At 53.5% G+C, this 26,852-nt stretch carries 29 protein-coding genes; 22 read left to right on the top strand and 7 right to left on the bottom strand.

The annotated features are described in order from the left end of the window. The first annotated feature begins 637 nt into the window (after positions 1-637). The 7 genes from QQF73_RS10550 (at position 638) to QQF73_RS10520 (ending at position 6,765) form a co-directional block, all read left to right on the top strand. Positions 638-1,462, top strand: a complete 825-nt coding sequence (locus QQF73_RS10550) for a MipA/OmpV family protein (RefSeq protein ID WP_219865508.1) — start codon at positions 638-640, stop codon at positions 1,460-1,462. Between the two features lie 480 nt (positions 1,463-1,942). Then, positions 1,943-2,104 (top strand): lipoprotein, encoded by a 162-nt coding sequence (locus QQF73_RS10545; RefSeq protein WP_219865509.1) that lies wholly within the window; start codon positions 1,943-1,945, stop codon positions 2,102-2,104. 113 nt (positions 2,105-2,217) lie between these two features. Beyond that, positions 2,218-2,466, top strand: a complete 249-nt coding sequence (locus tag QQF73_RS10540; RefSeq protein ID WP_219865510.1) for an EAL domain-containing protein — start codon at positions 2,218-2,220, stop codon at positions 2,464-2,466. Further along, the gene (locus QQF73_RS10535; protein ID WP_285368176.1) at positions 2,453-4,453 is read left to right on the top strand and encodes a hypothetical protein; all 2,001 of its coding nucleotides are present in this window, start codon (positions 2,453-2,455) and stop codon (positions 4,451-4,453) included. The genes QQF73_RS10540 and QQF73_RS10535 overlap by 14 nt, the downstream gene beginning before the upstream one ends. Before the next feature lie 119 nt (positions 4,454-4,572). Next, the gene (locus QQF73_RS10530; RefSeq protein ID WP_285368174.1) at positions 4,573-5,607 is read left to right on the top strand and encodes a fatty acid desaturase family protein; all 1,035 of its coding nucleotides are present in this window, start codon (positions 4,573-4,575) and stop codon (positions 5,605-5,607) included. 365 nt (positions 5,608-5,972) lie between these two features. Beyond that, the gene (locus QQF73_RS10525; protein ID WP_228743159.1) at positions 5,973-6,275 is read left to right on the top strand and encodes a hypothetical protein; all 303 of its coding nucleotides are present in this window, start codon (positions 5,973-5,975) and stop codon (positions 6,273-6,275) included. A gap of 121 nt (positions 6,276-6,396) precedes the next feature. Then, positions 6,397-6,765, top strand: a complete 369-nt coding sequence (locus tag QQF73_RS10520; protein ID WP_285368301.1) for a DUF1989 domain-containing protein — start codon at positions 6,397-6,399, stop codon at positions 6,763-6,765. Between the two features lie 916 nt (positions 6,766-7,681). On the opposite strand, the gene QQF73_RS10515 is transcribed toward QQF73_RS10520, so the two are convergent. The 3 genes from QQF73_RS10515 to QQF73_RS10505 form a co-directional block, all read right to left on the bottom strand. Continuing rightward, the gene (locus tag QQF73_RS10515; RefSeq protein WP_219865520.1) at positions 7,682-9,067 is read right to left on the bottom strand and encodes an FAD-binding oxidoreductase; all 1,386 of its coding nucleotides are present in this window, start codon (positions 9,065-9,067) and stop codon (positions 7,682-7,684) included. A gap of 115 nt (positions 9,068-9,182) precedes the next feature. Beyond that, positions 9,183-10,577 (bottom strand): NAD(P)-binding protein, encoded by a 1,395-nt coding sequence (locus tag QQF73_RS10510; RefSeq protein ID WP_285368172.1) that lies wholly within the window; start codon positions 10,575-10,577, stop codon positions 9,183-9,185. Positions 10,578-10,985: 408 nt separating this feature from the next. Beyond that, positions 10,986-11,990, bottom strand: a complete 1,005-nt coding sequence (locus tag QQF73_RS10505) for a hypothetical protein (protein ID WP_285368170.1) — start codon at positions 11,988-11,990, stop codon at positions 10,986-10,988. Between the two features lie 509 nt (positions 11,991-12,499). Here QQF73_RS10505 and QQF73_RS10500 point away from each other — a divergent pair. The 10 genes from QQF73_RS10500 to QQF73_RS10455 all read left to right on the top strand — a co-directional run bounded on the left by QQF73_RS10500 (position 12,500) and on the right by QQF73_RS10455 (position 19,995). Then, positions 12,500-13,087: a hypothetical protein gene (locus QQF73_RS10500; RefSeq protein ID WP_285368168.1), complete on the top strand. Its 588-nt coding sequence runs from the start codon at positions 12,500-12,502 to the stop codon at positions 13,085-13,087. 568 nt (positions 13,088-13,655) lie between these two features. After that, positions 13,656-14,315 carry a hypothetical protein gene (locus tag QQF73_RS10495; RefSeq protein ID WP_285368166.1) on the top strand — a complete coding sequence of 220 codons (660 nt, stop codon included), beginning with the start codon at positions 13,656-13,658 and terminating at the stop codon, positions 14,313-14,315. A gap of 82 nt (positions 14,316-14,397) precedes the next feature. Beyond that, on the top strand, positions 14,398-14,982 hold the full coding sequence (locus QQF73_RS10490; RefSeq protein WP_285368165.1) for a hypothetical protein: 585 nt from the start codon (positions 14,398-14,400) through the stop codon (positions 14,980-14,982). 32 nt (positions 14,983-15,014) lie between these two features. After that, a complete protein-coding gene (locus QQF73_RS10485; RefSeq protein ID WP_285368164.1) occupies positions 15,015-15,401 on the top strand; it encodes a hypothetical protein in 387 nt (128 codons plus the stop codon). A 96-nt stretch (positions 15,402-15,497) separates the two neighbouring features. Beyond that, the gene (locus QQF73_RS10480; protein WP_285368163.1) at positions 15,498-16,271 is read left to right on the top strand and encodes a hypothetical protein; all 774 of its coding nucleotides are present in this window, start codon (positions 15,498-15,500) and stop codon (positions 16,269-16,271) included. 536 nt (positions 16,272-16,807) lie between these two features. Continuing rightward, positions 16,808-17,314 carry a YeeE/YedE thiosulfate transporter family protein gene (locus QQF73_RS10475; RefSeq protein WP_219865525.1) on the top strand — a complete coding sequence of 169 codons (507 nt, stop codon included), beginning with the start codon at positions 16,808-16,810 and terminating at the stop codon, positions 17,312-17,314. Further along, positions 17,311-17,922, top strand: coding sequence for a DUF6691 family protein (locus QQF73_RS10470; protein WP_219865526.1), 612 nt, complete (start codon positions 17,311-17,313; stop codon positions 17,920-17,922). The genes QQF73_RS10475 and QQF73_RS10470 overlap by 4 nt, the downstream gene beginning before the upstream one ends. A gap of 12 nt (positions 17,923-17,934) precedes the next feature. Further along, positions 17,935-18,714, top strand: coding sequence for a protein tyrosine phosphatase family protein (locus QQF73_RS10465; RefSeq protein WP_219865527.1), 780 nt, complete (start codon positions 17,935-17,937; stop codon positions 18,712-18,714). Then, on the top strand, positions 18,714-19,385 hold the full coding sequence (locus tag QQF73_RS10460) for a DUF6969 family protein (RefSeq protein ID WP_219865528.1): 672 nt from the start codon (positions 18,714-18,716) through the stop codon (positions 19,383-19,385). Before QQF73_RS10465 ends, QQF73_RS10460 begins: the two co-directional genes overlap by 1 nt. 67 nt (positions 19,386-19,452) lie before the next feature. Continuing rightward, the gene (locus QQF73_RS10455) at positions 19,453-19,995 is read left to right on the top strand and encodes a GNAT family N-acetyltransferase (RefSeq protein ID WP_228743163.1); all 543 of its coding nucleotides are present in this window, start codon (positions 19,453-19,455) and stop codon (positions 19,993-19,995) included. A 4-nt stretch (positions 19,996-19,999) separates the two neighbouring features. On the opposite strand, the gene QQF73_RS10450 is transcribed toward QQF73_RS10455, so the two are convergent. Continuing rightward, positions 20,000-20,278, bottom strand: a complete 279-nt coding sequence (locus tag QQF73_RS10450) for an acylphosphatase (protein ID WP_285368161.1) — start codon at positions 20,276-20,278, stop codon at positions 20,000-20,002. An 81-nt stretch (positions 20,279-20,359) separates the two neighbouring features. Between QQF73_RS10450 and QQF73_RS10445 the strand changes: the two genes are divergently transcribed. Then, complete coding sequence (locus QQF73_RS10445; RefSeq protein WP_285368159.1) at positions 20,360-21,127, top strand: fructosamine kinase family protein; 768 nt, start codon at positions 20,360-20,362, stop codon at positions 21,125-21,127. On the opposite strand, the gene QQF73_RS10440 is transcribed toward QQF73_RS10445, so the two are convergent. After that, the gene (locus tag QQF73_RS10440) at positions 21,112-22,059 is read right to left on the bottom strand and encodes an AEC family transporter (protein ID WP_285368158.1); all 948 of its coding nucleotides are present in this window, start codon (positions 22,057-22,059) and stop codon (positions 21,112-21,114) included. The two genes, QQF73_RS10445 and QQF73_RS10440, sit on opposite strands and share 16 nt — an antisense overlap. 200 nt (positions 22,060-22,259) lie before the next feature. Between QQF73_RS10440 and QQF73_RS10435 the strand changes: the two genes are divergently transcribed. After that, positions 22,260-22,664, top strand: coding sequence for a DUF1330 domain-containing protein (locus QQF73_RS10435; protein ID WP_219865533.1), 405 nt, complete (start codon positions 22,260-22,262; stop codon positions 22,662-22,664). Here QQF73_RS10435 and QQF73_RS10430 read toward each other — a convergent pair. Both QQF73_RS10430 and QQF73_RS10425 read right to left on the bottom strand, forming a co-directional pair. After that, positions 22,661-22,999, bottom strand: a complete 339-nt coding sequence (locus QQF73_RS10430; protein ID WP_219865534.1) for a branched-chain amino acid transporter permease — start codon at positions 22,997-22,999, stop codon at positions 22,661-22,663. The two genes, QQF73_RS10435 and QQF73_RS10430, sit on opposite strands and share 4 nt — an antisense overlap. Next, entirely contained in the window at positions 22,992-23,696 is a 705-nt protein-coding gene (locus tag QQF73_RS10425; RefSeq protein WP_285368157.1) for an AzlC family ABC transporter permease, read from the bottom strand. Before QQF73_RS10425 ends, QQF73_RS10430 begins: the two co-directional genes overlap by 8 nt. 302 nt (positions 23,697-23,998) lie before the next feature. Between QQF73_RS10425 and QQF73_RS10420 the strand changes: the two genes are divergently transcribed. From QQF73_RS10420 to uvrC, 3 genes are all read left to right on the top strand, one after another. Then, positions 23,999-24,250: a YheU family protein gene (locus QQF73_RS10420; protein WP_285368156.1), complete on the top strand. Its 252-nt coding sequence runs from the start codon at positions 23,999-24,001 to the stop codon at positions 24,248-24,250. Between the two features lie 98 nt (positions 24,251-24,348). After that, the gene (gene uvrY / locus QQF73_RS10415; RefSeq protein ID WP_219865537.1) at positions 24,349-25,008 is read left to right on the top strand and encodes a UvrY/SirA/GacA family response regulator transcription factor; all 660 of its coding nucleotides are present in this window, start codon (positions 24,349-24,351) and stop codon (positions 25,006-25,008) included. Beyond that, positions 24,992-26,851 (top strand): excinuclease ABC subunit UvrC, encoded by a 1,860-nt coding sequence (uvrC, locus tag QQF73_RS10410; protein ID WP_219865538.1) that lies wholly within the window; start codon positions 24,992-24,994, stop codon positions 26,849-26,851. The genes uvrY and uvrC overlap by 17 nt, the downstream gene beginning before the upstream one ends. The last annotated feature ends 1 nt before the right edge of the window (position 26,852 follow it).

Below are 26,852 nucleotides of genomic sequence, written 5' to 3'. Positions count from 1 at the left end.
ACGGTAGGGCTACATATACTCCGAGTCACATCTGCTCGTGCATTCCTGGAATTCCATATTGCAGGCTGAATCCGATTTTTCACATGCCATCAATTGATCCTGACAGCTTGAATAACAGCGATCATGTTCGGAACCATAAGCCAACAAATGAGCGGATCGGTGATCCTTGTTCAGTCCAAGTGTGGTGCGCCAATCTCGATCACCGGAAACGCATAGACCATTCGCTTTGCTTTGGGCAGGGTCGCACCGATCATCGTTATCACTTGCATACACGTTGAATGCTGAGAGAGATAAAGCAAGAAACATCAGGATCATTTTCATCATGATATCGTTCCTCTTGGTTTAACCCTCATTATATCTGCCAGAAGTCGGGCTATCTCCTTGGCAACCGCGTTATCAAAAAGGATAGTTGAAAAGAAAGTGAACAAGTAAACAAAAGCGGACCTTTTCTCACCCACAAAAAGCCCTCCAGGAATCGATCAAACCCCGGCGAAGTTAACTGTGCATAAATGCAGCTATAAGTGAAATCTGTGGACACCTTTAAAACGCGGCCTCGTTAAACCCGAAAACGCCGGGCGACAATCTATACTGATGAGTAAGTCGTGTTACCACCTCTTGCTTGATAGGGGAAAAAACCATGAAAAAAATAGTCCTTCAAGTCGTCACATGTCTGGGCGTTCTTTCATGTTTTGGATCGGTAAACGCGGCGGAGTCAAGAACCCCTCTCGTTCCGCTTCCTTCTATCGACGATTTTACAGATGGCGATGGTTGGGGTGTTGGGCTTGGGCTGGGCGTTGAATATGAGTCTGCTTATGAGGGTTCGGACGAATTCGAACCTGAGATCGATCCGGCTGGGGGTGTTCAGTGGCGAACTGGCGAACACATTTTTTTCTGGGCAGGTGAAGCAATTGGGTGGCGAACACTGGCCAAGGATGCCTGGTTGTTTCAAACCTCTTTAGGCTACGAAGAAGGCCGTGAAGAGGGCGATTCAGAAGATGGCAGACTGGATGGGTTAGGCGAATCGAGTTCTGGGGTGACATTGCTGTTGGAAGTGCGTCATGCCCTTACAGAAGATTGGCGCTACTTTTTAGATGGCCGTGTATTAACAGGAGAAATCGGTACGCTCGGGATTTTCGGCGCAGGAACTTGTTTGGGTTGCCAACCTAACGGCACTGGCTGGGAAGTTGGCGCTGTTGTCACTTTCCACGATGGAAAGCTGGCCAACCGGGACTTTGGTGTGAACACACAACAATCCATAGATTCAGGTCTTCCAGAAACCGATGTTGATAGCGGGTATAGATCAACTGGTTTCAATGTTAACTATCGAAATTACTTGAACGAGAGCTGGCAGGTCTTCGGTGAAGCTCTTTACGAGGTCTATGGGAGTGACGTTTCAGATAGCCCAATATCTCGGAATGATTATGAAGCGGAGATCGGTGTTGGCTTCATTTATGTGTTTTGATGTTCCTCAATAGAGAATTGGGGCAGTTTTCGTCCAGACGCTTTCAACTATAAAACCACCTTAGTGGAGTTGCACACTAGGACAGACCGAAGTTCGTTGGACGACCACAGAAAATGCTAAACCCCTGAAGCCAGGGATCACGAGGTTAGGGCGCGAATTCCACACGAAGTGCTTAACAAACTTAAAGTAAATTCCAGAATAACGGGCCGATTTCAGTTTCCAAACAAAGTACTAAATTGGTCGTCCGGCTCAGGAGTGACCCTACCTAGGCAGAGAGCGGTTCAGCGCTTGGGGGCAGGTCAGCAGGCCCCTTTAAACACTATCCATTTCCTTTGCGCTGAGAGGCCCTTGCTTTTCTTAAGCGCGTTAGCGAACCGACTGGCCACCTCACTTCGAGTAAGTTAGACCCTCATACTGAATTTGATATGCAGTGGTATTTCAGTCTTCTTCTCAGCAATCTCGTCGAAAAGGAAAAGAACTATGAACATTTACAAAACCATGTTGGCCGCCTTGTTTGTGGGTGGTCTCACGATCACCCTGTCTGCTTGCGAACAGCAGGGGCCTTTAGAGGAAGCTGGCGAAGAAATTGATGATTCGGTCGAGGATACGGGCGACGCCATCGAAGATAAAACAGACGGCTAGTAATCTTGGGGTTGTCGGAAGATCCTGGGAAGGCTCAGATTTACGAGACTCGCAGAATCGCTGAGCCCTCAGACTTCATGAACATCCCTGGTCAAAAAGCGGTGACTTAAGGTTTGACCGAGATAGACCGAGAGCTGATCCAAGACGTTGCTCAAGGCGGCGGTGCGGACCGCATCCTGGAGGGTATAATCGCTATGGCTCATGCGATAGACGGACAGGTAGTTGGGGGCGGCGTTGAAATGGACGAGCAGTTGCAGTTTCTCTCCCGTATCGGGTGTAACTATGCTCAGGGCTTCCTGTTATCCAAACCACTTCGACAGGACTATTTCGAGGCATTGCTAATCCGCGATGCACCTTATTAAAGGCAAGGAAGATATCGTGACTCTCTCCGGCTCTAATCCCGATGCCAGCGCTTCTGTGGCAGCGTTTGACAAGGCCCTGGAACAGCTTGCGCTGACCCACCAAAGCAACCCTCTGGCGCCGAATACCGAGGTACTGGAATCGGCACTTCAGGTCATGGCCGCTCCCGGAGGACTTGACGCGTTGTACGATCGAGTGCCGGCGATGGAGGCCAAGGGCGTGTTTGCCAATAGTGACTGGAACCAGCCTGCCATTCTGCGGCCAGCGCTGGCTGTGCGAACGTTACGCCAGGGAGCCCCTGCCTATACGGTCATCGAAGCCCTGAGTGAGCTCCGCCTGCTGGCCGTGGCCATGGGTGATTATCTGCATCCCGGAATCTCGGCGGAACAGGCCAGAAACTTCCTGGCTCAGGTGACGGCCCTGAACCTGGACCTGTTGTCAGGTCAGATGAGCGAAGCGGATCGGGAGCGTCCGCAAGGGCTCGGGCACATCGTCAATTCGCTTTATCAGTTTCTGCTTAACAGGCTGGGCTATGAGAGCATTCTCGACAGCCTGGTGGATGAAGTACGGCGTCTGCTGGCTCAACGCCCGATTCAGACAGACAGCATCAAACAGATGGTCAGCCAGATTGCCAAATGCCTGTTCGATCCGGCAATCGAGACCTCGGGCATGCACAAAGCGGCGCGTCTGGTCAGCGCTTTATTCGGGCCAACTCCGGGCTGCCGTGACGATCCGGGCCTCGCGGTCTACGGCGAACGCCTGGAAGCCATGGACGATGCTGCACTGTTTGAAGAGGCGAAAGGCTTTGCCAGTGGGATGCAGGAAACCGGCATGGTTTCCCCCTATCATCCGATGCTGTTACGGCAGCTGCGGGAGCACCGGGATGACCTGTTACCCCTGGCATTGGGCCTGAGTATCACCGGCAACGATGTGCTCCAATGCTACCGTCAGATTGTTCATGAACTGATTGATGAGGTTATTCATCCGGAAACCTGCCAGGCTGTCTACGGCCTGGCCATGTTTCTTGAACGCGGGTCCCTGTTTACCCCGCCCGTGGCTGCGGGTTTATGGCGGCAACTTGAACTGAAGCTGTGCAAGACCGCTGCGGACAAACTGAGCACTGTTTTCGGTGATGCGCACCCGCCGCGGGTGTATCTGCTGGCCGGTGTGCTGAGCCTTCTGGGGCAGCCGTTAGGCGTTGGCCAGGGTAACAATCCGACCTGCCAGTCAGTCATTGGCCTTTCGATGTGGTCCTTCAACGATGCTGACTTCCTGTTGCAACTGCTCGCCTGGGCTGCCCGTGATGACGATGTGGTTATGCGGTTCGAAGGCCAGACCATTAATTCTCAGCGCCTGGAAGCTGGCCTCGCGAAGGAACCCCCAACCGATGTCGATCCGGTTTCATTGATTTTGATACCCCACCTTGACCGCGTATATGGCGAGATGGGGCGACTGTGCGGCGTGCGTGACGACGATTTGCATCGCTGGATCAATCCGGAAATGTATGGCTGGTGGGTAGGACACGGCTTTCTCAGTGTTACCAGTCGGGAGACCGGAAAAATTCATGATTATGAGGGTTTTATCCGCCACTTTTATGCCTGCTATCACCCTTACTACAACGGCAACATACCCGTCATACACCCGCAGCCGGCGGGTATAGCTGTGACCGATAGTGGAGGGCGCCTCGTTGGACGTCACGCCATAACCATTATTCGCGTCAATCTCGATCGCGATGGCCTGATGCGGCTTTATTTTTTCAATCCCAACAACGACAGCGGCCAGGACTGGGGCCAGGGCATTAACTGCTCAACACAGAGTAATGGTGAGCGCTATGGCGAAGCGTCGCTCCCATTCGCTGAGTTTGCTTCCCGTTTGTGTGTGTTCCATTACGACACGAGGGAAGTGGGGGACGTGTCGTTGGTTCCCGAGACAGACATTGTCCGGGCCACAGAGCTCGGCCGCACCAGCTGGGCTGCGGGTTATGAGTGAGGTAGGCGACGAGGAAGCCCATATTATTCGCTATGTATATCTGTGGTGATCTCTAAATGATCCGCGAGCTGGAAATTCCCTGCCTCAAGATTTAATTTTAAGGCAGGGAGGGTCGCGCAATGCGTCAGAACGATATCCAGAAAATGAACAGCAGTTTGCCCGAACACAGTGCTGATATCCGGGTAGGCCGGGAGCTGATTCAAGCCACCAAACCTTACGTTGAAGAGTCTTATGTTCAAAGTTGGTGGCAAGTCGGCCCTACTTTCGGGTTAATGATCGCGGCCCTGATAGCTGCCGGAGCGCTTCCGTGGTGGCCGCTTCAGCTTGTGTGTTCCCTGCTGGGCGCACTCTTGATGGTACGTGCCTTTATCACCTTCCATGATTACCTTCACGGTGCCATTCTCAAAGACTCACGCGTTGCTTACTGGCTTTTTCATACCTATGGCGCTTTTGTCCTCACTCCAACCCGCTCCTGGAGTGCTAGCCATAATTATCATCATGGCCATGTGGGGCAGATCTCAGGCGCCAGTGTGGGAGCGTTTCCGCTTTTGACCACCCGTATCTGGCGGGCTTCAACACGGTGGCAGCGCTTAGCCTATCGCGTTCAGCGTCACCCTTTGGTGGTGGTGCTGAGTTATCCGATCGTTTTCGGCCTCAACATCACACTCATACCGTTAATTCGGTCCCCAGCCCAACACCTTGACTCCCTCATTGCGCTGATCACTCACTTCGGGCTGATTGGACTGCTTTGGTGGTTGGGTGGCTTCGGCCTGGCATTTTTTGTCATCCTGCTCCCTATGCTTGTTGCCTCTGCGTTAGGGTGCTACCTGTTTTTTGCCCAGCACAGTTTCCGGCGTATGCAGATTGCTTCGCCCGAAGCCTGGACCTATTACCGGGGGGCCATGGAGTCTTCAAGTTTCATGCGGATGAATCGGGTCATGCAGTGGTTTACCGGTAACATTGGCTTTCACCATATCCACCATCTCAACGTCCGAATTCCTTTTTATCGCCTTCCCGAGGTGATGGCGGCGATTCCGGAGCTACAATCGCCGTTGACCACGACCCTCGCGCCGAGGGATATAGCAGACTGCTTCCGTTATGCCCTTTGGGACGAAGACAAGCAGCGCATGGTTTCTTATCAGGAGGCTAGCTAACAGGAGCTGCCTAGTCGGTGAGCCCTGAAATCCGCTGCGTGGACTCCATCGCGAAGTTACCAAGTCAGGCATCGGATAAACATCCTGCACTTCACTGCCGCTTTCTCACCGTTCAGGACAGACGTTATCAGCCAATCTGAATGTCCGCTTTGTGACCGAACCTTCTTTCCCCACGGGCTCAAGCGACGTTTGGTGTGCAACCGAACAGACAGACTTCTGTCAGGCCTTCAAAGTTGATAACAGTGCACTGCTATTGCAGTGGCCAGATCGATGGATCCAGGGTCAGGTCTTGCCTTTTGCTTCCAATAGCAGGGGCAAAAGGCAAGACCTGACCCCGGGTAATCGATTAGGTTCGGGAGGGCGTCATGATCGGTTTAACTCAGGTATCGCAGGGCAATTATTTACCGACTGAGGGGATGAAGGGGCTTTTGCGGCGGTGGTTTTATCTGAAATTCGTTCAGAAAAAGAGCACCGTTGAACTAATGGCCGCAGCCTGCGATCTTCGAAATAAAAGCGCGTTGAGCATTGTGGCGCTGCTGGACGTCGACGAGCAAATGATATCTCAAGTGGTGGGCAAGAAAAGGCTCATTTTTGTTCAGAACTGCCATGCGTACCTAAAGGGCTCAGTAAACCCTGGGGGGTTGGATTCCGGCTTTTCAAACGACTGATATCTAAAACTGCCTTTTTTTGTAGCCTGGCACCTATGACATGGAGATCACGGTGATGCCTCCTTCACCACCGTGATCTTTATTTTGTTACGCCGATAGCGGTTTAACCGACGGAAAATCAATATCAGTCGCTAGTGACACCTCTCCGGGTGTGCATGACATGCTCATCGCTTCCTGTGATCTCAGTCGGTATAAGGGGCTGGGAGTTGTTGGTTATCACGATATCCGTACCGATAACCTGAGGATGGCGCTCGCAGCAGTTGATGAGACTGCTACTCATCTCCCATCGCCTCTGAACCTATGGATGAATGTAGGACTCAGTGATGATGGTGCTATTGAGTTTCTCGCACCGGTTTCTAAGCCGGGCGATGTAATGGAGTTTGAGGCATTAGAAGATCTGATCGTTGCAATGTCTGCCTGCCCGCAGGACATGACACCGGTTAACGGTGACGATAGGGAGATCTATGACCTTAATTTCAGGGTTTACTGAGTCACTGGATGAGTCGCAGAGCAGCTCGCTTGGAACAGCGTTACTTGCCCACTATTTCGAGAGGGGGGGACCGGCATGGTGCTGGCGGTGCCGCTGACCGAGTTTTTCGTGGCTATCTGGGGTGAAATTAAGGCCAGCCTGACCCGCGCACTCGATAACGAGTACCACGAAACGTAGCAACGAGTGATGAGCGATCATGGATTCAGCACAATATTTAACTTATGCGCGGTGTTGTTGTTCATGGAACTTGGCAGCATCCAATAAACCGCCGTTAAACAAGAGATCAGTAAATTACCCGCCTAACTCCAGACAAAGTCCAAAACAAACTTAAAGTAGATCCGAGGATGGGGCGCTGATTCAGAATTCCACACAGAGTACTAAATTCGTCGTCCGATTCTGAGGTGAAAACAATCTTGCTGAAAACAAGGAAGCAAGAGAATGGGGTGGGCCTCCATTTGCAGGGGAGCTATTAAACAAAGGCGCGCATGCTGGCATGCGTTATTGCCAAACCTGAATGTTCGCTTTGCGACCAGGGCATACTCCGGGCCCAGCTAAACAAAAGCGAACATTGGTAAGCCGTTGTAAAACCGCCGGTGGGTAACTCCCTCCGAAAAACCGGCCCCATTCAGCATTGCGCTACCAGACGCCAATGGCGTTAGCGGCTGGCCAAAGGATTACCGGAAAAGGGTCGAAATTAACCGTAACCATCCGGTAAAGCCGTGTTCACGTGCTCCGGGGGTGCGATGTGGACAAACTTAAAATACGGTCCGAAATTAGTCGACCACTACATGGGTGGACTGGATAATAAACCATTGCCTAAATCAAAGCGGATAAGAGCTGCTGGCAGGTCGTGCCCAAAAACAACCGTGACCCCACTTTTCCGGGCCTTCTGGGAATTTCAAGCCGGGGGAAGTCCTCAGTGGGGACTGATATTCTGATTAATCCGGAACAGGTTTTCCGGATCATACTTCTGCTTCACCTCTACCAGCCGCTCGTAAGACTCCCCGTAGGCGAACTCAACCCGGTCGGTATCGTCCTCTGAAAGGAAGTTGATATAGGCGCCGCTGCTGGCATGGGGTTTGGTGGCATCAAAGAATGCGCGGGCCCACTGGCGGCAACGTTCGTCTTCCGCGGGTGTTTCCCAGCGTGCGTGCACATTCATTACATAATTTGCGTCGCGGCTGGAATAGGCCATGGCATCAGGCGCCACCCGGCCGGTCTGGCCACCAATGGAAGCAATAAATATCTCGCAATGGGGCGATGGCAGCTTGTCCCCGTACTCCAGCGCAACCTTTACCACATCGTCGGTCAGCTTTACAAAGTTGTGGGACTTCCAGTAATTGCGCGCACCCTCGGTCAACAGTGGATCAAAGGCCTGCTGCCAATTGACAAAAGGCTGAACACCTACATGCTCGCCATGCAGGTCGCCGAATGAGCGCAGGGGCGCAATCAGTTTTTCGCCAGCCTCCGGATCTCCAACATAGCAGATCGCCAGGGCGACAATCGGCTGGCCGTGGACCGACTCGGGCAGAAAAGGCAAGGGCGGCGCATGACGAATAACCAGCCACACATTGAGCTCATCAGGCATGGTTTCAGTAAAGCGCGCAAACTGCGTCACCACCGCCCTGGCCTGATCAAACGGAAATACCATCAGCCCACTCAACAAATCCGGCCCTACGGGGTGCAGCTCAAACTCGAACCGGGTAACAATACCGAAGTTACCCCCACCACCGCGGGTGCCCCAAAAAAGATCGGAATTCTCGTTGGCACTGGCGCGTGTCTGGCGGCCATCGGCTGTCACCATGTCAACGGACATCAGGTTATCGACGGTCATGCCGTATTTGCGACTGAGCCAGCCAAACCCGCCCCCAAGGGTCAGCCCTGCGACACCGGTTGTGGAATTGATGCCCAGCGGTGTCGCCAGGCCATGCATCTGGGCAGCCGCATCAAAATCGGCGAGTGTACAGCCAGGTCCGACAAACGCACGACGTTTTTCAACATCAATCTCGATGTCCTTCATTTGCGACAGATCAATCATCAGGCCATCGTCGCAAACGGCATTGCCCGCAATGTTGTGCCCGCCTCCCTTGACCGAGATCAGCAGTGACTGATCACGTCCGAAGTTGACCGCAGACACCACATCTTCCACCGAGCTGCACTTGGCAATCAGCGCCGGTTTTCGGTCAATCATGGCGTTCCAGATTTGACGAGCCTCGTTGTAACCGGCGTCGGTCGGCTCAAAGACAGGGCCAGCAAACTGCTCTTTGAAGGTATCAACCGTTCCTTGCTGTAAACTGGTCATAACCATCTCCCTGCCCCAACGGGGCTTGACTCTTTATCCTGCGCCCTTCCAGCCGGAATACCAGTGCATTATTAGACCGTTTCGGGACTACAGCAGAACGATTAGTCATTTTTGGTCAGGCGGCTTTGGTCCGGACGAGTTTCACTAGGTTGCCCACCGCCGCCATCCCGGAGCGCTTGATGCGTTCGTGGGCATCGGCGACGCTCGGCAGATCGCGGTAGAGCTTGATTCCGCAGAGCGGGTTCAGCCTTGTATTCTTGGCCCAGTTTGCCAGATCCGGGTAGGCCGCCCGGGCACGTTCGTTTGCAAGGCCACTCAGGAACGCCGACAGATAATCTGTATTCACGTCCCAGTATGCGATCGGTGGGCACAGGCGATTTTTCTTGTCATCACTGTCCAGAGTTGCCTCGACAACGCCCAGCATCGCGAACTGGTAGCACGCGAACCCCCACAGGAATGGCTGAACGGTTACCAGGCCAGGCTCAAAAATCGGACGAAGAGGCGGGCGCGAAAGCCCTTTCGATGCGCAGTGGACATGCATGGTCCCCTCGCTTGTGGGCACGCTGCCCTCTTCAAGGATGATCTGGTCCCGTTCTATTCGCCGCACATGCCCAAGGCGGATGACGTCCTTGATCTGACGCAGAAGCTCCAGTTCTGCTTCGCTGATCACCGCACCCCGGAACATGGTTGGAACAATGTCGGGGTCAATGCGAAGAAAGAATTTGTCAATTTCCAGCCTCGATACCAGATCCTCAATCGAGGTCGCCTGTGCCATGGCTTCGAGCTGCACAGCCATACCCTGATAAAAATCCGGAAGCAGATCATTGGGCTGGTGAAAGCGGCGGTTCAACCACCATGACTCGCGCGGTCTGATCCACTGAATTGCAGAAGCGGAAACGCCCTGTTCCAGCAGCCAGACACAGGCATCCAGAGCGGTCTTGCCCGCACCGATGATAACGAAGCGTTCCGGGCGGTCCGTGATACTGGCAATTCCACCTGCAGGGACACAGTGAACGCCGTCGGCCACTTCAAACGGCGGCGCACTGGCACCGGGAACGGCGCCTTCGGTATAGGTGGTGTCGACCACCTTACGCCGGACATTCGCCGTCCAGGATTTTTGCCCCAGCCGGGAGGTAAAGTGGCCATCACCCAGATAGTCACAGTTCGGAAAATAACGAACACGGCCACCAGGGAGGAAGTGGCGTTGCATCACGTGGCTGTAATAGGCCCGGATTTCGTCGACACCGGCGAGCTCGTAGAAGCCGGCATTCGTGCCCGTGCCATCGATGGCATTTTGACCAAGCGGTACCGAACTGACCCCATAAAGGGAAGAAGGCTGGTGCAGGCGGACGTAGGGATAAGCATCAACCCAGTGCCCACCAGGCGCGTGGCGTCGATCAACGATGGTGACAGATGCGTCGGAATGGGTGAGCAGCGAGTCCGCAAAAGCCATGCCCGCAGCCCCGGCACCCACGATGAGATAGTCCGTTTCAAGTTCTTCGTTCATCATGAACTCCCAAGAACGACGCAACCTTTTTCATCGCTTCACGGCTCGATGGCTTCGCTGGTTAGTTTGCGGTCACGTTACTCATTCAGTTTAGCTCGGGTTTCAATCTTTCATTCCGACTTGTTGTAATATTGATGTCGAATAGCCTTCCGTGACGACCGTCGTAAAGGCCTGATTCACAGCCTTGAAGAGGTTGATCCCCGATTGCGTATTAACCTGAAAACCGAAGGGTTCGAACTAATTGAAGCGGAGAATGGTTAGGTGGGACTCGGGTCTTAATGTCCGCTTTGCGACCTTAGGATTGACTACGCTTGGAAAGCGGCCAGATTATGGGCCCAATAGTATTTCAGCGTCTTGGGTTCGGCGCGGGCGCCGAACCAGATGTTACGAAGTTTAGTTGGACCTCAGGAGTCATTTTGCAAGGACGAAGACATTCCGTATCGCTACCCAATGCATCAGCTGCCTGACTTCGCAAGAGTAATCACTATTTGATGCTGTGAGGTCTTTCTTGAATTGTAGATAGTTATTTATCGCTTCACGACCGGTCGGGTTTTTCATTCTTCTGATGCTGGCAACTCTTTCCTTATCTTTATCAGACAGAACGGAGAGAGGAGATTCCAAATCCTTTTCATTTTCGAAAACACAACTCCCAGCAGATGAAACGTGGCCAATTACCTCTTTTTGAGAATTTACATGCAGATAGAGGCTTTCGCCTTTCAGAACCGGGCCCGACGCATAGATAACTAAGTTTTTATCTGTGTCACCGGTCTCACGCAGATCAACCAAGTAGAAGCGCTCCAAAGTACCTTCGCCCATGTCCACATCGATTTTCCGGACCAAGTAATCGTTATCATTGCATCCGTAAACGATTTCGCCGTTTGACCTCGCTATGCGAGCAAGCGTTGGTTTGCATCCATCGAGCCCGCCTGCGAACGAGCCGTAATCCATCTCCGTCTCAATGCCGCTTCGCGAACTGTAATCTTTCAGACGTACATAGACACGGCGTTTTTCACCGACATTCATTTCATAGGCAAGGTCAGATTTGTGGGCGGGTATGCGTACAGTGAAGTCCGAAACAAACGATTTTGACCCCGAACACTTGAATATCGCCAGGAAGTCATCTGATAGGGGAATCTCAGCGACTTCTTGAACGACGCCCGTTAGCGGTATCAGCTTGTCGTCATAGGCCTCCCATTCACGCTTTTTCTGGATTGCGGTGAGATCATCCTCAGCAAACATGGCATTGAGTTTTTTGCAGCTGGTTACCGGAGCCAATTCCAAACTTCTGCTCTTTAGAAAGTCCACACCATTTTCTATCCATCGATACTTCTGAAAGTAGTCCGCGACGGCTTCAGTAGCATGGACGTTTGTTGAAGCCAGGCTCAATATCGCAAAAAACAGCATAATCAACCGCATGGGAGCTCCGATTTCTTAATTTTCTTAACTCTACACCACCGGCCAGAGACTAATCCAACCGCTAGTCAGGCGAGAAAACCTATTACTGTCTGAAGTTCCATCGCTGAGCGGGAGCCGGGAGCCGCAGAGGGAGCCGGTTCATTGGCCGCCACAACCCGTTCTCTGCTGTATTGGTCATGACACCATAAATTGGCCGAATTTTGCTCAGGTCGATGCAGCATGTGGCGGACCGGATATAGAGTTTTCTAAACAAAAGCGAACATTCGAGTCAGGGCTTTCCTCCATAGTCTCCAAGCTCATCAGAGCCATTTCATCCAGTATGATTGGCGGAGCAAATTGCAGACGCTGAATGATTAAATGGCAGAGATGATCATGCTCGGCTAAGCTATTGTTTTATCGGTTTATGTGCAGCGCGATTGATGGTTCAAAGTCAGTAATCATGACGTAGTCAAATTTCTGCAATGATAAAGCGCGCTGCCTAATTACTGTCATGCGTTAAGGAGGAGCAAGTGTATAAACTAGTAATCCCTATGCTCATACTTACACTTGGCTTCCCAGCTGTATCATCAGGACAAGAGCTGGATAGGCAGCAAGTAATTCTCGGCCTACTCGGAGGCGAATTTGATTACAAAAGCCGAGAAGCGCGGATGTATGGCCTAGAGCTATTCGAAGGCATGGTTGGCCAACTCGAGCAGTCCGTTAAAGCTCCAACCCCTTCTGAGAGTGACTGGGTAAAATCTGAAGTTCAAAAAATTGGGAATCTTGATACCAACGCTATGGTAAAAGCGCTGGGAGATCTGAATAGCAATCCTATCTATATTCAGCGCAGGATCGAGACTTTTGTTTCGGAGTCCGAGTACATCTTTTCCCAAATCCGTTCGTCTGAAAGTGATCTCAGGGAAGCGTATTGGTGGGTGCAGTTGTCACAAACCATGTTGCGACTTCAAGAGTCAGAGCCGTGGCCCCAAATTTTGGTGAGAGCGGGTAAGTCTTATGCACCAATTTCAAGGCTGAGCGGGACTTTGAGCTCAGTAAGGGACTTGCCTGGAAAAGCCAATCTAATCGCTCTCTCAATATTGGCGGAGAGGAGCAACTGATGAACTTAGTGCCGGATGTGCATAACCAGTCCAGGCGCGGCGACGCCCACTAAATTGCGCCTTCGGCTCCATCCCGTGGGCGCGCATGCTGCAAGCGTTAAGAGTTTGCCACAGAGGGAGCTGTGATGGGGATGCCAGACTTCTTATCGTTCGGAGATCTCGTCGTTCCGTTTTACCTATTTGCTTTGATCGGGCACTTCTCATCTAGGTGGTATAACCTTCGAAAGAAGAGAGAATGGGAACGTTCTGCTGGTGAAAGTGTTCCTCTATATTTGGCCTCTCTGATTTTCGTTTCGGCCATTTTCGGGGCGACTGGGTCAGCGGTAGCAATCATGTGTGTATTCGGATTTTTCATGGGGGCCGCAACGGGCCTATTATCTGCAACAGACGAATGGCTAGAAAAGGTTAGAAGTCAACGCGACGAATCTATTCAAGCGCTTAAAACTGAACAGAGCAAGAAATCACGTGAATAGTGCTCTTAACAAGGGGCTGTTGTCGGACGGTTTTTTCGTCGCTTCGCTTCTTTAAAACCGCCGCAAAGCCCAGCGTTGAATTGCAAGGAAGCATCGTGAAAAACCTTGAAGCAGAAGATCTCCCTGAGAGAATGCGAGCCGCCGTCAGCGAGGCTTGGCTAATCTTTTCCCGCAAGGTCGGGGGCGGGCTGATCCCTGTGAACAAGGAAGCCTCAATGCAACTGCAGTATGCGTATATCTTGCAGCAGCTAGCCCCTCTGATCATATTTCACGAAGATGAGGCGACCCGGGTAGAGCTTGAGGCAGGGGTAAACGTTGACGGTACGAATCGGGAGATTGATCTTTTGTTCACAGGCCAAGGGCCAGGTGGCGTTCACAAGATCGCTATCGAGATGAAATGCTACCGGACGAAAGCGGCGTCCGGTGGGAATCGCGGTGCGACCGACATCTTCATGAAAGATCTGTATTTCGATATTTTCCTCCTAGAAAGATATGTTGCCTCAGGTATTGCTACGCAAGGAGTCTCTCTTGTCATGAATGACATGGCCCGCCTTGTAAACCCCAAAAACAAGAGCTCCAAGTGTTGGGCTTACGATACGTCGCAAGGGGCACAATTTGGCCCTCACACGTTTGACACTCCAATTGGTGGGAAAGCGGTCAGTTTCCGGTTGGAAAGGCACTACCAACTAGCCTGGCAACAGTATGGAGGCTTCTGGTTCTTAGAGGTCGAGGGGCAAAGTGCCAATGCAATCTAACAAGCAGCCGCATTAAGTGGCCTTCGGCCACCGGACGGCTTTCAGCCGCCGCTGTGCTTCATCGTTAGCTCTTGGAGAGAGCATGGATTTTAAAGTTGTTGTGGATACACTTGCCTCGTTGGCTGCGTTCATCGCAATCCTGTCTGTCTTGATTGGTTGGTATAGCAGCGCGCGAAAGCCTCTTACCATTCCTAGGGTGGTGGTGCAAAAGAAGGACTCGGGCCTAACATTTATCCTTGTGACGAAAAACAGAAAGGCGTATCCCGTTGAAACGAAGAGAATAGACTGCTACTCAAGGAAGTTTTTTGAGGTGGAGCAACGAATTGGCGGGAAGCCCCAGTATGCTGAGCGGCTATCCAGCCGATATGCTGTTTTTTCGTTGAAACATCAATTCGAAGTTCCAGCGAAAGGGAATGTCGACATTCGTCTTGAGGTAACTGGAGAGGTTGAGATTCCCAGCCGTATGATTTTTTCAGTTGATACCACTCACGGATACCATGAACTTTGGTGTTCTGATATTACAGTCGTTGATATAGGCAAGACCGAAGTTTACTCGGTTGATTTCAAAAAAGAATACAATTCCAAGATCCTCGCGAAGGTAGTCTACTATTGGAAGCGTGTCTCGGAGCTAACTAGGCGCTCCAGCCGACGGCTTCGCCGCGCCTGAACTTGTCTTAAGGCGGCAAAGGAGAGTTTGATTTGTTTGAAAAGTTCAGAAGGAAATCTGCCGCGGCCAGACTGCAAGAGGAGCAACTGTATGAGCAAGTCCTCCAAGAGTTGTCTAGAGGTGAAAAGCGGGCCGGACTCTGGGCAAAAGCACTAGCGAATTGCGATGGGTCGGAACAGAAAGCTGAGTCCCTCTATATTCGTTACCGAGTTCAATCAATCAAAGATGAAATTGAAATAATGGAAGGGATTTCTGAGGAGGCAGAGAGGAAATCTGCTCTCGATAAAAGAAATGAACCTCCACACTCTTTCACCTATAAAGGCGTCACAATCAAGCACAATTTTATAACCTACTGGATCGAGGGGAGATCTTTTGCCTCTGCTCAAGACGCAAAAGATTTCGTCGACCGTCAGGCCTAACAAGGCCGTCAAGGTTGTTCTGGGCCGATGGCCCTCCACCGGACGCGCTTGTCAGGGTGCCGCTTATGGCTGGCGTTAGGCTTCTAGGAGAGTTCTGTGATATTTCCCGGAGAAAATGAAAGAAGAATAGTAATAGCAATTCTGTCTTTCTGCGTTGGCGTATCTCTTGGTCTAGTTGCCAAAATTACAGACATTCAACTTAAAGACTATCTGCCTTCTTTGGTAACGCTAGTTGCAGCTTTTGCAGGTGCTTGGGCAGCATATTTGCTCCAAAGACGAAAAGAATTGGAGCAAAGAGTTGAGGAGAGAGTTGATGCAGGAAATAAAGCTATCTTCGCTTTAATGCGTTGCCACAACAGGTTTATTAGTATTCAGCGTCAGGCAATAGACCCGTTCAGAGATCATCCCGCTAGCTTTGTCGCAATCAGACCAATAATTGGCGAAATGGTCTGTGGTTTGGAATTAGATTATGCATCTCTGTCTTTCCTGTTTAAATCAAAAAATGCAAACATGCTCAATGAGTTATCTTCAACTCAAGCAGAAGTAGAATCAACTATTAATTTAATCAACCAAAGGTCAGAAATTCATTTTAATTATGTGCAGCCTGTAGCGGACAAGGCAGGCTTTCAAAATGGTCAAGATGTCACCCTCAATCAGATCAATGCTGCACTTGGCCATCGCCTATCGGAGACTATGAAAGATCTTACAGATCAGCTTATCGAATTTGTAGATTTGATTGTTTCAGATACAGAGAAAGTAATAGCAGAACTACACGAGTTACTGAAATCTGAGTTCAAAGGTCATGCAATTGTCAAAATGGAAAAACCTATCAAAACAAAGCAGCAAGTGCCTTCGGCCGGGACGCGCTAACACACGCCCCTGTTTGAGGCGTTATTGCAAAAACTGAATGTCCGCTTTGCGACCTAAACGGTCAAATGGAATTGTCGGGTGACCCTGGGGCTACGTTCTATTGTCATTGCCACACGCGTTGTATAGATCCTAGCTCCGAACCCTTCGTGGTTGAGACCGGGTACCTGAGGCCGCTGTCGGCCTTTTTTTAACGTTCCCCAAAATCGGTGCATTAATGACCAATGCGCTTTGTCATTTTACAGCTTTCAGGGGGACTCCTTGAGGGGTGGAGGACTCAGTCCCTCACGTAGAATCAACGAACCCTTTATCCTGATGAATTCAAAGGCCAAGGCAGTGGTATTTCCCAGTGCTCAGATTCATCCCAACTGGCCCACCAATAAGAAACCCCAGCATTCGCTGGGTTTTTTTATGGCTCGAATTTAGTCTCTATAATTGATAGAGATCACTTCTCGAGCAGTCTATGATCCGGGATGTTTAAAAGTTAGGAATAACTATATATAAAATAATTATATCTAACTGAATGAAAAGGAGCACTCATGTTCCCGCGTCCCTTCTGGTCACCTCTCTGGGCAGGCATTGCTCTGGGGCTCGCCCTTTTTCTGACTTTTGTCCTCACCGGCCATGGCTTGGGTGCCAGTGGCTTTTTCACTCGTCTTACTGCGGAAGCCGGTCAATGGCTGGCTCCAGAACTGACGGCGGCCAACCGTTATCTCGGCGATTACGTCCGTGGTGAACCCTTGCAGGCCTGGATCACCTGGGAAGTGCTCGGTGCCTTCGTCGGTGCGTTGGTAGGAGCGCTGTCCGGTCGCCGGTTCAGACCGCAGATTGAACGGGGGCCGTCATCCGGGGTGGGGAGCCGGCTTGTCCTGGCTCTGGTCGGCGGCGTTCTGACCGGGCTGGGTGCCCGACTGGCAAGAGGATGCACCAGTGGCCTCGGGCTATCCGGCGGCGCCGCACTGGCAGTCGGTGGTTTTGTATTCCTGATCTGTTTCTTTGCTGCGGGGTTCCTGTTCAGCTTCATTGTAAGGAGGTATTGGCAATGATCTGGCCTCTCTATGATTCCGGTATTGCGGCCGGTTTACTCGCCGGCTTTCTGTTCGGTTTTGTGCTTGAGAATGCAGGTTTTGGAAGCCCCCGGAAGCTCACCGGGCAGTTTCGCCTTGAAGACTGGTCGGTGTTCAAGGTCATGTTCACCGCCGTTATCGTGGCGGCCCTGCTGTTGTGGCTTTCAAAGCAAATGGGGCTGATGGGTAATGGCAGCTATTACGTGCCCTCGCCATTCTATGTCGCGATGGCCGTGGGTGGATTGCTGATTGGTGCAGGATTCGCCATCGGTGGCTACTGCCCGGGCACCTCGGTGGCGGGACTCGCGGGCGGACGCATTGACGCCTTCGTGTTCATGATTGGGATGCTGTTGGGCACTGCGTTGTTCGCTGCCTGGTTCGGACCCCTGGAGCAGCTATACCTCGCCACACCCGGACCTGAAGGGCAAACCCTGATGGATCTGACCGGCGTTCCGGAGTGGCTGATCATTCTTGCTCTGGCGGCCTTGGCCTGGGGTGGTTTCAGACTGGGTAGCACGCTCGAGCGCAAACTTGGCGGGCCGTACCAGGCGTCCGATCTATACCGGGAAAGCAATAAACAGAACTGAAGGAGCACTGCCATGACCATTTATCGTTTCAAGCGCGCCGCATTGCCAATGGCTATTACCATCGCATTGGGTATGGGGGTTACCGGGTGCTCCGATTCCCAGAATCCACCAGCAACCCAGGCCCAGACAAGCAGTCAAACGGCAGCCGCCAACCCCTGTGCTGCCGCGAACCCCTGCGCTGCGGCCAACCCTTGCGCAGCATCGAATCCGTCGGCAAACCCGTGTGCGGCTGGTTCCGGGTCAGACAGTGGCGCCGGGGGAGCCATGCCGGCTGCCGTTCCGCGTAGCGCCACACAAAACCCTGACCGCGCTTTGCCGTATGCCATTGAAAACGACTGGGCCAAGGTGCCGTTTGGCAGCGAAATGCCTCCGGTTGTGAAGAACTACAATCGTCCGTCGCCATTCATTGCTGCCGGAGGGTATGTCGAGAAGGGAGCGATGACTGAACTGAAGGCACAGGGTTTCAAGACGGTGGTCAGTCTGCTCACGGAAGAGGAGGGCGTGGCCGAGGAGGAAACCGAGGCACACGCGGCTGGCCTGAATTTCCATGGCCTTGGGGTTTCGACCACCGCGCCCACCTGGGACCAGGTGAAAGCATTCTCGAAGATCGCCTCATCGCCGACAAACTATCCCATCCTGGTGCACTGCGCGAGCAGCAATAGGGTAGGTGCCATGTGGGCCCTGTACCGGTTCCATATGGGTGTGCCGGCGGAAATTGCCATTGAGGAGGGGCGAGCGGCCGGTCTGAAGACCAGCAGGGAAGGCGCTGTCCGGGAACTGATGGGGCTCTGATGGAGATTCAGCCCGACCTCTCGGCGATAGCGGATGAAGAACTCGAAAATCTGCTGGACTCGGCCAGCCGGGTCCGGGAGTGCTATCGCGTGCTGGAGAAAGGCGGGCTGAATATCGTTGGTGAAATCCTGAAGGGGCAAGGCACCTTCTATGAGATGGAGCATTACCCCAAGGGCGATGTCTTTGACCGGGATACCCGATGCCAGTATTACTACCACGCCCATCGCCCTGACAGCCCTGAGCATGGGCATTTCCATACCTTTCTGCGGGTGCCAGACGAGGTTCACGGTGAGGATCGGACGATGCACCTCGTTGCCATTTCCATGGATGCCTGGGGTTATCCGATCGGTCTGTTCACCACCAATCGTTGGGTGACCGACGAGAAGTGGCATACTGCAGACCAGGTCATCCCTCATCTGGGAGAGTTCGAGATTGACCATGCCTCGCCAAGCTGGCCCGTAAACATCTGGATAACCCATTTCATTCGTCTTTACCGGTACCATGTGGCTGGCTTGCTCGAAGCCCGTGACCAATTGATCCAGAGCTCAGGGATTCCGCTACGAGAGATCCTTGAAAACCGGGACTTCGAGGTGTTAAGTCATTGTTCCGTTGACCTGAATGCCTGGCAGGACACTCTGGTTCGGGAATGCCGGCATCGGAATCTTCAGTAAAACCTGATCGGAGACTGTTTTGGCCATTCGTATTGATTGTTTTTCCGGAAACGGGATCTCTCCTTACATGGATGATCTTGCTCGCCTCAGGATCCGGGTATTCCGAAGCTTCCCCTATCTCTATGACGGGGATATGGACTATGAGCGCAGATATCTGGACACCTATGCCTCATCGCAGGACAGCCTTTTCGTGCTTGCTAGAGACGGAAAGCAAATTGTTGGTGCGGCCACCGGAATTCCCATGGCCGACGAAACCGAAGAGTTCAAGCGCCCTTTTGTTGAGCAGGGATACGATCCAGACCGCATCTTCTACTTCGGCGAATCGGTGCTGTATCCAGAGTACCGGGGCCAGGGGATTGGTGTGGCTTTCTTTGATTACCGTGAGGCCTATGCCCGAGAACAGGGCCAGTTTACCCATTGCTGCTTTTGCGCTGTCGAGCGGCCGGAGGATCATCCGCTGCGCCCCCTGGATTACCAGCCACTTGACCGGTTTTGGCGGAATCGGGGCTATCGCAGGCTACCGGAGCTGAACACCCGCTATTCCTGGAAAGATGTGAATGAGTCCGAGGAGACGGAAAAGCCCATGACTTTCTGGATACGGGAACTTTGAAACCTCAGTATCTCACCCCGAAATTGTGGAATTCCCCATTGGCCCGCTGCTCCTCAACCTCGATATCCGTTACTTTGGCCGCAGGCGGCCCTTCCAGGCACCATTGATGCAGTTGCCGGAGTTCCTCGGGGCTTCCTTCGGCGATGACTTCAACGCGCCCGTCCGGCAGGTTTCGAGCATAGCCGCAGAGACCCAGGCGCCTGGCTTCCTCTTCGGTGGAGGCCCGGTAATACACCCCTTGAACTTTGCCTGAAATCGTCATTTTCCAGCGTTTCTTGTCCATATCGGTCCTGCACTCCGTTACATGTTAGCCTGAGGTCAATCTAACTCCCCGGCCGGAAGCGATTCAAGGAAGGGTAGCGCCATGTTTGCCAAACACAATACCACCGGATTCGCCGACGCCCTGATTTGTGAGGCGGAGGGGCTTGAGAGCCTCCGGGCCGCGTTGGAACAGGCAGGGGTGACGGGTATCCGGATCCCGGAAGTCCTACACGTCAATAACGATCTGCTTGAAATGACGGCCATACAGTCGAAGCCCGCTACTGATGAGGCCCTCTCGATGCTCGGTGAAGGGCTCGCCCTGATGCACAAGCTGAAGCAGGATCAGTACGGCTGGAGCCGAGATAATTACATCGGACTCTCTCCTCAACCCAATCGGTGGTCGGATTCCTGGGGGGAGTTTTTTGTCAACGACCGGCTGGGTTATCAGGTGGGCAGGATCAGAGTTCCGGAGATTCGGGCTGAATTCGAGGGAATACTCGAACGCTACGGGAAGGGACTGACCGGCTGGCTGGATCGTTCCTGCGAGCACCCGAGCCTGCTGCACGGCGATCTCTGGAGTGGTAACGCCCTGTTTGATGCGAGCTCGCCCTGGCTGATTGACCCTGCAGTCTATTGCGGGGACAGGGAAGCGGACCTGGCGATGACCGAAATGTTCGGTGGCTTCGGGCAGCCGTTTTACGAGGCCTACGACCGCATGTATGCCCGCACACCGGAGTATCCCCGCAAGCGGGATATCTACAACCTCTACCATTACCTCAACCACTACAACCTGTTTGGCGGCGGTTATCTCGGTGGCTGCCAGCGTGGATTCGACGCCGTACGCGACGTTTGCTCTCAGATGACCCCGTAACTGCGTAACAGAAAGACCCCAATCGTGACAGTGACGCTCGCCATCAATGTGGTCAGCGCAATGATGTTGGCCGCCAGGCGGTCATTGCCCCCGAGCGCCTTGACCATCACGAAGCTTGCCGCCGCGGTAGGACTGGCGAAGAACAGGAACATAAGCCCCAGCTCCGGGCCCCGAAAGCCGGCAAGCCAGGCTGCCGACGTGCACAGGGCGGGCAAGACCACCATTTTCAGCGTGCTGGAACTGAACGCCGTTCTGCTGTCACTGCGGATTGCGCTCAAGGATACGGTGGCGCCAATACAAAGAAGCGCGAGGGGCAGTGTAAGGGAAGCAAAGTAATCGCCTGATGTCATAACCCACGTCGGTAACCGGACGTCGAGCCAGGCGAAGGGGATGGCCACCACCACAGAGAGGATCAATGGATTGCGAACAATGTCGTGAAAGATCTTCTGCCAGCTGGCGGATTGCCCCGGTTGGTAGGCAATCAACACGGTTACCGACAGGGCGTTGTAGGAGATGATCACAAGCCCCAGGAGTATGCCGCCTGCCGATAACCCGAAGTCACCGTACAGGTTGGCGGCCAGTGCCAGCCCCACAATTCCGCAGTTGCCGCGAAAGGCGCCCTGGACATACACACCCCGGTCCTCCCGGTCGACTCGCCAGAGCGACCAGAGCCAGGCAATTCCAAAGCTGGCGAAAGTCGCAAGCAGGAAAAATGCGAGCAGCCCGGGGTTCAGGGCGGTATCCAGATCCGCCCGGATAATACTCAGGAATACCAGTGTTGGAAGTGTTGCTTTGAAGACCAGGGCAGACGCTGTATGGATGAAGGCACTGTCTATCCAGCCAATGCGGCGAAGTCCCAGCCCGATAAAAACCATGGCGAAAACGGGGAGGGTGGTCTCCAGGGTTTGCAGGAAAATCGCAGTCAGAGTCATGCCGGGTTCTGATCCAGTAGTCGGCGAATGGAATGCGGAACGAGTCACGCATCAAGAGCGAGATATTGTAAGTGGTTGGTAGGTAGTAAACTATCATCACAAAAGGGGCAGCCTGAACGAAAGGTAATGAAATCGCTTTCGCCCCAGCACCCGGGCTGGGATATAGTGATGGCCGGATGCTGCAAAATTAGAGGATCAGGATGGAAGCCATAAATCCCACCCACGAGCAACTTCAGAAAGTGCTTGCGGATACCCCCAAAGACCAACCCGTGGTCATGCTAAACCTCCTGAGGTTCCGGGATCGAGCCAACTACACTGACGAGTCACCTGAACGGTCAGGCTGGGAAGCTTACACACTCTATATGCAAGAGGCCGCTGCCTGCGTAAAGGCTGTTGGTGCGGAAGTGATCTGGTCCGGGCACAGCGTCGGTTCGTTGATTGCGCCGCCTGATGAATCCTGGGATCAGGTTCTTCTGGTTCGCTACCCGTCGATTGATGCGTTTATGGCGATGATTGAAAGTCCCGATTATAAGGGGGTCGTGAAGCATCGTACCGCCGCCGTTCAGGATTCCCGGTTGGTAGCCAATCTGGAGGATCGGGCTTAGGCCCCCAGTATCCCGGTTTGCTTCAACATCATGTAGCTGGCGGTACCTGCGGCGATGGACAGCAGAGCATTGCCTCGCCACAGGTGCAGGCAGACCACCAGAAGTCCGGGAACCAGGGCGTCTAGGCCCGGCACGGATCCGGTCCAGCTCGCCGAGCGCTGGAGGAATATCACCGCCAGCAGAGCCATTACTGAGGCCGGTAGGTAGCGCCCTAGATGCTGGACGAGTGGATGGTCAGTGTGGCGTTCAAAAAACAGGAACGGAATCACCCGCGTCGCGAACGTTGCGACGGCCGCGACAGCTATGAACGCGGCAATGTACGTCGTTTCATCCATGACTGACCTCCCCATCTTTACGTCTGGCTTCCGACCTCCGGTAATGTAAGAGCAATACCATGGTGACAATGCCGATTGCGCCGATCAGTTGGTGCGCCGGCGGTATGACCACCATTGCGGTGCCCGCCGCCGCAGCGCCGGTCCAGATTGGGAAGCTGTCTCCGAGCGCCTTGAACTGCTCCAGAGTCAGGACGATGAACAGGGCAACAAGAGCGAATTCGATCCCGGTGCTGTCAAATACCACATTGTCTGCAAGGACCGCACCGAGGGTACAGCCGATCACCCAGTAACTCTGATTGAAAGCGGTAATGCGAAAATCCACCGTTTGCTCGTATGCCCTGTCGGGCCCACGAGGCCGGCTGGTCAGAAGTGAATAGGTTTCATCGGTCAGTCCAAAGATCAGGTAAAGCTTGCGCCAGCCCGCGCCCCGGAATTGCCCAAGAAGAGACAGGCCGTAAAACAGATGCCTGGCGTTCAGGACGAACATGGCCACGAAAACCTCCACGAGTCCCGCACCGGCGGCCAGCAGACTGACGGCCAGAATCTGCCCGGCGCCGGCGAAAATCAGGATCCCCATCAACGGGGCAATCCACCAGGCGTAGTCCAGCTGGGTGGCGAAAAGCACCCCGAACGCCATGCCCAAGGGAAGATAGCCAAACAGGATGGGCAGTGTGAGCCTGAAAACGGAATGATTCATTAGCGTCCAACCTTTCGTGAGTCGGGGATGATAGGCAATCGAGGCCGGTTTTTGAAGCGATCCCGGGTCGGACGTAGGTCTGCAATGTTGGATGAAAGCGCTGATTTCCTGGGCACAAACATTGAGAATACCCGGTCCGCCAGCGAGGCCCTGCGGAGGGATGATCTGACCATGCGTCAGTTAACTGCCCACTTTAAAACCGGCAATGATGCCGCTTAGCACCTGGGAAGGCCGATTTCGGAACAAAAGGCTTCTCTCGCCCGACCATAGTCCTTACCATGTCCGACAAGACAGGAGGACCCATGACCGACGACGCAGCCTTTCAGCCCCAACCGGACCCCCGACAGGAAAAATTCATTGTTGACAGTGAATTACTGACGGAAGACCAGATTGACGGGCTGGTTGATGAGTACTGCACCCGGTACCATGGGCTCAACGATACTGAGCACCCCCTGGCTGAACGAAGCCGGGTGCGGATCGCAGTCAAACGAGGCGACCTGGTCGTCTGGTTTGACCCGGTGGAGAATACCGCTGGGCTGGGTGCGCCATCTTGAGGTATTGTCTAAGGAGAAGTTAGGGTTAATCCTGTCCGGATGCTAAGGTACCCGGTACACTCCCTCAGTTTTCCCGTAGTCCGTGTACGAGGTGAATTTTGATCAGGGTATTGGTTGTCGATGACCACGAGCTGGTGCGTTCCGGGATTACCCGGATGCTGGCGGATAACCCCGACTTGGAAGTCATAGGGCAGGCGTCCTCCGGCGAGGATGCCATTGATTTTGTCCGCCGGGAACAACCAGACATTGTCCTGATGGACATTCGGATGCCCGGAATCGGCGGTCTGGAAGCCACCCGCCGCATCCTCAGGATCGATGATTCCGTGCGCGTGATTGTCGTGACGGCCTGCGCTGACGATCCCTATCCGACCCGGGTTATGCAGAGCGGGGCGACGGCTTACATCACCAAGGGCGCCGACATAAAAGAGATGGTGCGCGCTATTCGCATGGCCCACTCCGGTCAGCGCTACATAAGCCCTGAAATCGCTCAGAAAATGGCGCTCAAGCAGTTGAGTGGTGACCGGGAAGACGACGGTGAGCTGTCCCTCTTTGAGCGGCTCTCCGAGCGTGAAATGCAGATTGCGATGATGGTTGTGGACTGCCAGAAAGTTCAGGACATTTCGGACAAGCTGTGCCTGAGCCCGAAAACGGTGAACAGCTACCGGTACCGCATTTTCGAGAAGCTGGAAATTTCCAGCGATGTTGAGTTGGCCCTGATGGCCGTCCGGCTCGGGTTGCTTGATGCCGACAAGGTCTGAGCCCGCCAGTTATCCAGCGGAGTTCGACAGCAAGAACTTCCTGAAGCAGCTCACAGAACGGCCCGGCGTCTATCGTATGTACGATGAAGACGGTTCGGTGCTGTACGTGGGCAAGGCGCGAAACCTGAAAAAGCGGGTGAGCAGTTATTTCCGCAAGACCGGCTTGGCGCCGAAAACCGAAGCCCTGGTGGCCAAAATCTCGTCCATAGAGGTCACCATCACCGGAAGCGAAACCGAAGCACTTCTGCTTGAACAGAACCTGATCAAGTCCCTTCGGCCACCGTATAACATCCTGCTTCGGGACGATAAATCCTACCCCTATATTTACCTCTCGTCTCATAGCGACTACCCGTCGCTGACCTTTCGGCGAGGGCGAACGAAAAAGGGTGGCGGAACCTGGTTCGGGCCCTTCCCAAGCTCCGGAGCAGTCAAGGAAAGCCTTAACGTACTACAAAAGGTTTTCCGCATAAGATCCTGTAGTGAAAGCTATTTCAGAAACAGAACCCGCCCTTGCCTGCAGTATCAGATCAATCGTTGCACAGCGCCCTGTGTCGAGTACATCAGTCCGGAGGACTACCAGGAGGATATTCGGCACGCCACAATGTTCCTGGAAGGCAAGAACCCTGCAATTCTTCATGATCTGATGAACGCCATGGAGGCAGCCTCGAAGAACCTTGAGTTCGAAAAGGCCGCAGCGTACCGGGACCAGATCAATCACCTGCGCCATGTTCAGGAGCAGCAGTCCGTTGATGGTGAAGGCGGGGACGCCGATGTGATTGCCATTGCCCAGGATGCCGGTATCGTGTGCATTGTGGTGATTATCGTGCGCGGTGGCCGGGTGCTCGGCACCAAGGACTATTTCCCCCGCTATTCCATAGAACAAACCGAAGGAGAGTTGTTAAGCGCGTTTCTTGGCCAGTATTATTTTGGCGGCAACACCCGTCGGGAAATTCCCCGGGACATCCTGGTCCCGGTCGACGTTGACGGGCAGGAGCTGTTGGCGGAAGCGCTGTCAGAGGCGGCCAGCCGGGAAACGCGGATTCGTGGCAACGTCAGAGGTGAACGCCGGCGCTGGCTGGAACTGGCCATGACTAACGCCCGCCAGACCCTTTTGACTCATCTGGCGAGTAAGGAGACGGTTTACCGTCGGTTGCTGGCGCTGCGCGACTTGCTGGAGCTGGCTGAAACGCCGTCCCGTATGGAATGTTTCGACATCAGCCACAGCCATGGGGAAAATACCGTCGCATCCTGCGTGGTTTTCGACGAAAATGGCCCCTTGAAAAGTGACTATCGCCTGTACAACATCGAAAATATTACCGCAGGGGATGATTACGCGGCCATGCGACAGGTTTTGAGCCGTCGCTACAAGCGCATGGTAGCCGGGGAGGGCAAACGTCCCGATCTGGTTTTTATTGACGGTGGTAAGGGCCAGTTGAATATTGCCCGGGAAGTGTTTGACGAGCTCGGGATTTCGGATATACCGCTGATCGGTGTTGCCAAGGGCGTTACCCGAAGAGCGGGCATGGAACAGTTGATCGATGCCATGACCGGCGATGTCTTCCGGGTGCCTGCCGACTCGCCGGCACTGCATCTGATCCAGCATATTCGTGACGAATCGCACCGGTTCGCGATTACCGGCCACCGGGCCCGTCGGGATAAAAAGCGGCGTCAGTCGACCCTCGAAGGCATCGAGGGCGTCGGCCCCAAACGACGGCGTGATCTGATCCGGTATTTTGGTGGGATACAGGAACTCCGCAAAGCCAGTGTGGATGAGATGACCAAGGTTCAAGGCATCAGCAAGTCATTGGCGGAAAACATCTACGCAGCGTTGCATGACGATTAAG

Source organism: Marinobacter albus (genome assembly GCF_030238305.1).
GTDB lineage: Bacteria > Pseudomonadota > Gammaproteobacteria > Pseudomonadales > Oleiphilaceae > Marinobacter > Marinobacter albus.
This window is presented reverse-complemented; position numbering and strand designations above follow the sequence as displayed.

Coding starts and splice junctions, on each gene's coding strand:
- QQF73_RS10455 (WP_228743163.1), top strand. CDS start 19,453: ATGGATGATCTTGCTCGCCTCAGGATCCGGGTATTCCGAAGCTTCCCC.
- QQF73_RS10465 (WP_219865527.1), top strand. CDS start 17,935: ATGACCATTTATCGTTTCAAGCGCGCCGCATTGCCAATGGCTATTACC.
- QQF73_RS10490 (WP_285368165.1), top strand. CDS start 14,398: ATGGATTTTAAAGTTGTTGTGGATACACTTGCCTCGTTGGCTGCGTTC.
- QQF73_RS10525 (WP_228743159.1), top strand. CDS start 5,973: ATGATCGGTTTAACTCAGGTATCGCAGGGCAATTATTTACCGACTGAG.
- QQF73_RS10430 (WP_219865534.1), bottom strand. CDS start 22,999: ATGGATGAAACGACGTACATTGCCGCGTTCATAGCTGTCGCGGCCGTC.
- QQF73_RS10530 (WP_285368174.1), top strand. CDS start 4,573: ATGCGTCAGAACGATATCCAGAAAATGAACAGCAGTTTGCCCGAACAC.
- QQF73_RS10450 (WP_285368161.1), bottom strand. CDS start 20,278: ATGGACAAGAAACGCTGGAAAATGACGATTTCAGGCAAAGTTCAAGGG.
- QQF73_RS10535 (WP_285368176.1), top strand. CDS start 2,453: ATGCACCTTATTAAAGGCAAGGAAGATATCGTGACTCTCTCCGGCTCT.
- QQF73_RS10545 (WP_219865509.1), top strand. CDS start 1,943: ATGAACATTTACAAAACCATGTTGGCCGCCTTGTTTGTGGGTGGTCTC.
- QQF73_RS10515 (WP_219865520.1), bottom strand. CDS start 9,067: ATGACCAGTTTACAGCAAGGAACGGTTGATACCTTCAAAGAGCAGTTT.
- QQF73_RS10470 (WP_219865526.1), top strand. CDS start 17,311: ATGATCTGGCCTCTCTATGATTCCGGTATTGCGGCCGGTTTACTCGCC.
- QQF73_RS10505 (WP_285368170.1), bottom strand. CDS start 11,990: ATGCGGTTGATTATGCTGTTTTTTGCGATATTGAGCCTGGCTTCAACA.
- QQF73_RS10435 (WP_219865533.1), top strand. CDS start 22,260: ATGGAAGCCATAAATCCCACCCACGAGCAACTTCAGAAAGTGCTTGCG.
- QQF73_RS10550 (WP_219865508.1), top strand. CDS start 638: ATGAAAAAAATAGTCCTTCAAGTCGTCACATGTCTGGGCGTTCTTTCA.
- QQF73_RS10510 (WP_285368172.1), bottom strand. CDS start 10,577: ATGATGAACGAAGAACTTGAAACGGACTATCTCATCGTGGGTGCCGGG.
- QQF73_RS10460 (WP_219865528.1), top strand. CDS start 18,714: ATGGAGATTCAGCCCGACCTCTCGGCGATAGCGGATGAAGAACTCGAA.
- QQF73_RS10440 (WP_285368158.1), bottom strand. CDS start 22,059: ATGACTCTGACTGCGATTTTCCTGCAAACCCTGGAGACCACCCTCCCC.
- QQF73_RS10475 (WP_219865525.1), top strand. CDS start 16,808: ATGTTCCCGCGTCCCTTCTGGTCACCTCTCTGGGCAGGCATTGCTCTG.
- QQF73_RS10445 (WP_285368159.1), top strand. CDS start 20,360: ATGTTTGCCAAACACAATACCACCGGATTCGCCGACGCCCTGATTTGT.
- uvrC (WP_219865538.1), top strand. CDS start 24,992: ATGCCGACAAGGTCTGAGCCCGCCAGTTATCCAGCGGAGTTCGACAGC.
- QQF73_RS10420 (WP_285368156.1), top strand. CDS start 23,999: ATGACCGACGACGCAGCCTTTCAGCCCCAACCGGACCCCCGACAGGAA.
- QQF73_RS10425 (WP_285368157.1), bottom strand. CDS start 23,696: ATGAATCATTCCGTTTTCAGGCTCACACTGCCCATCCTGTTTGGCTAT.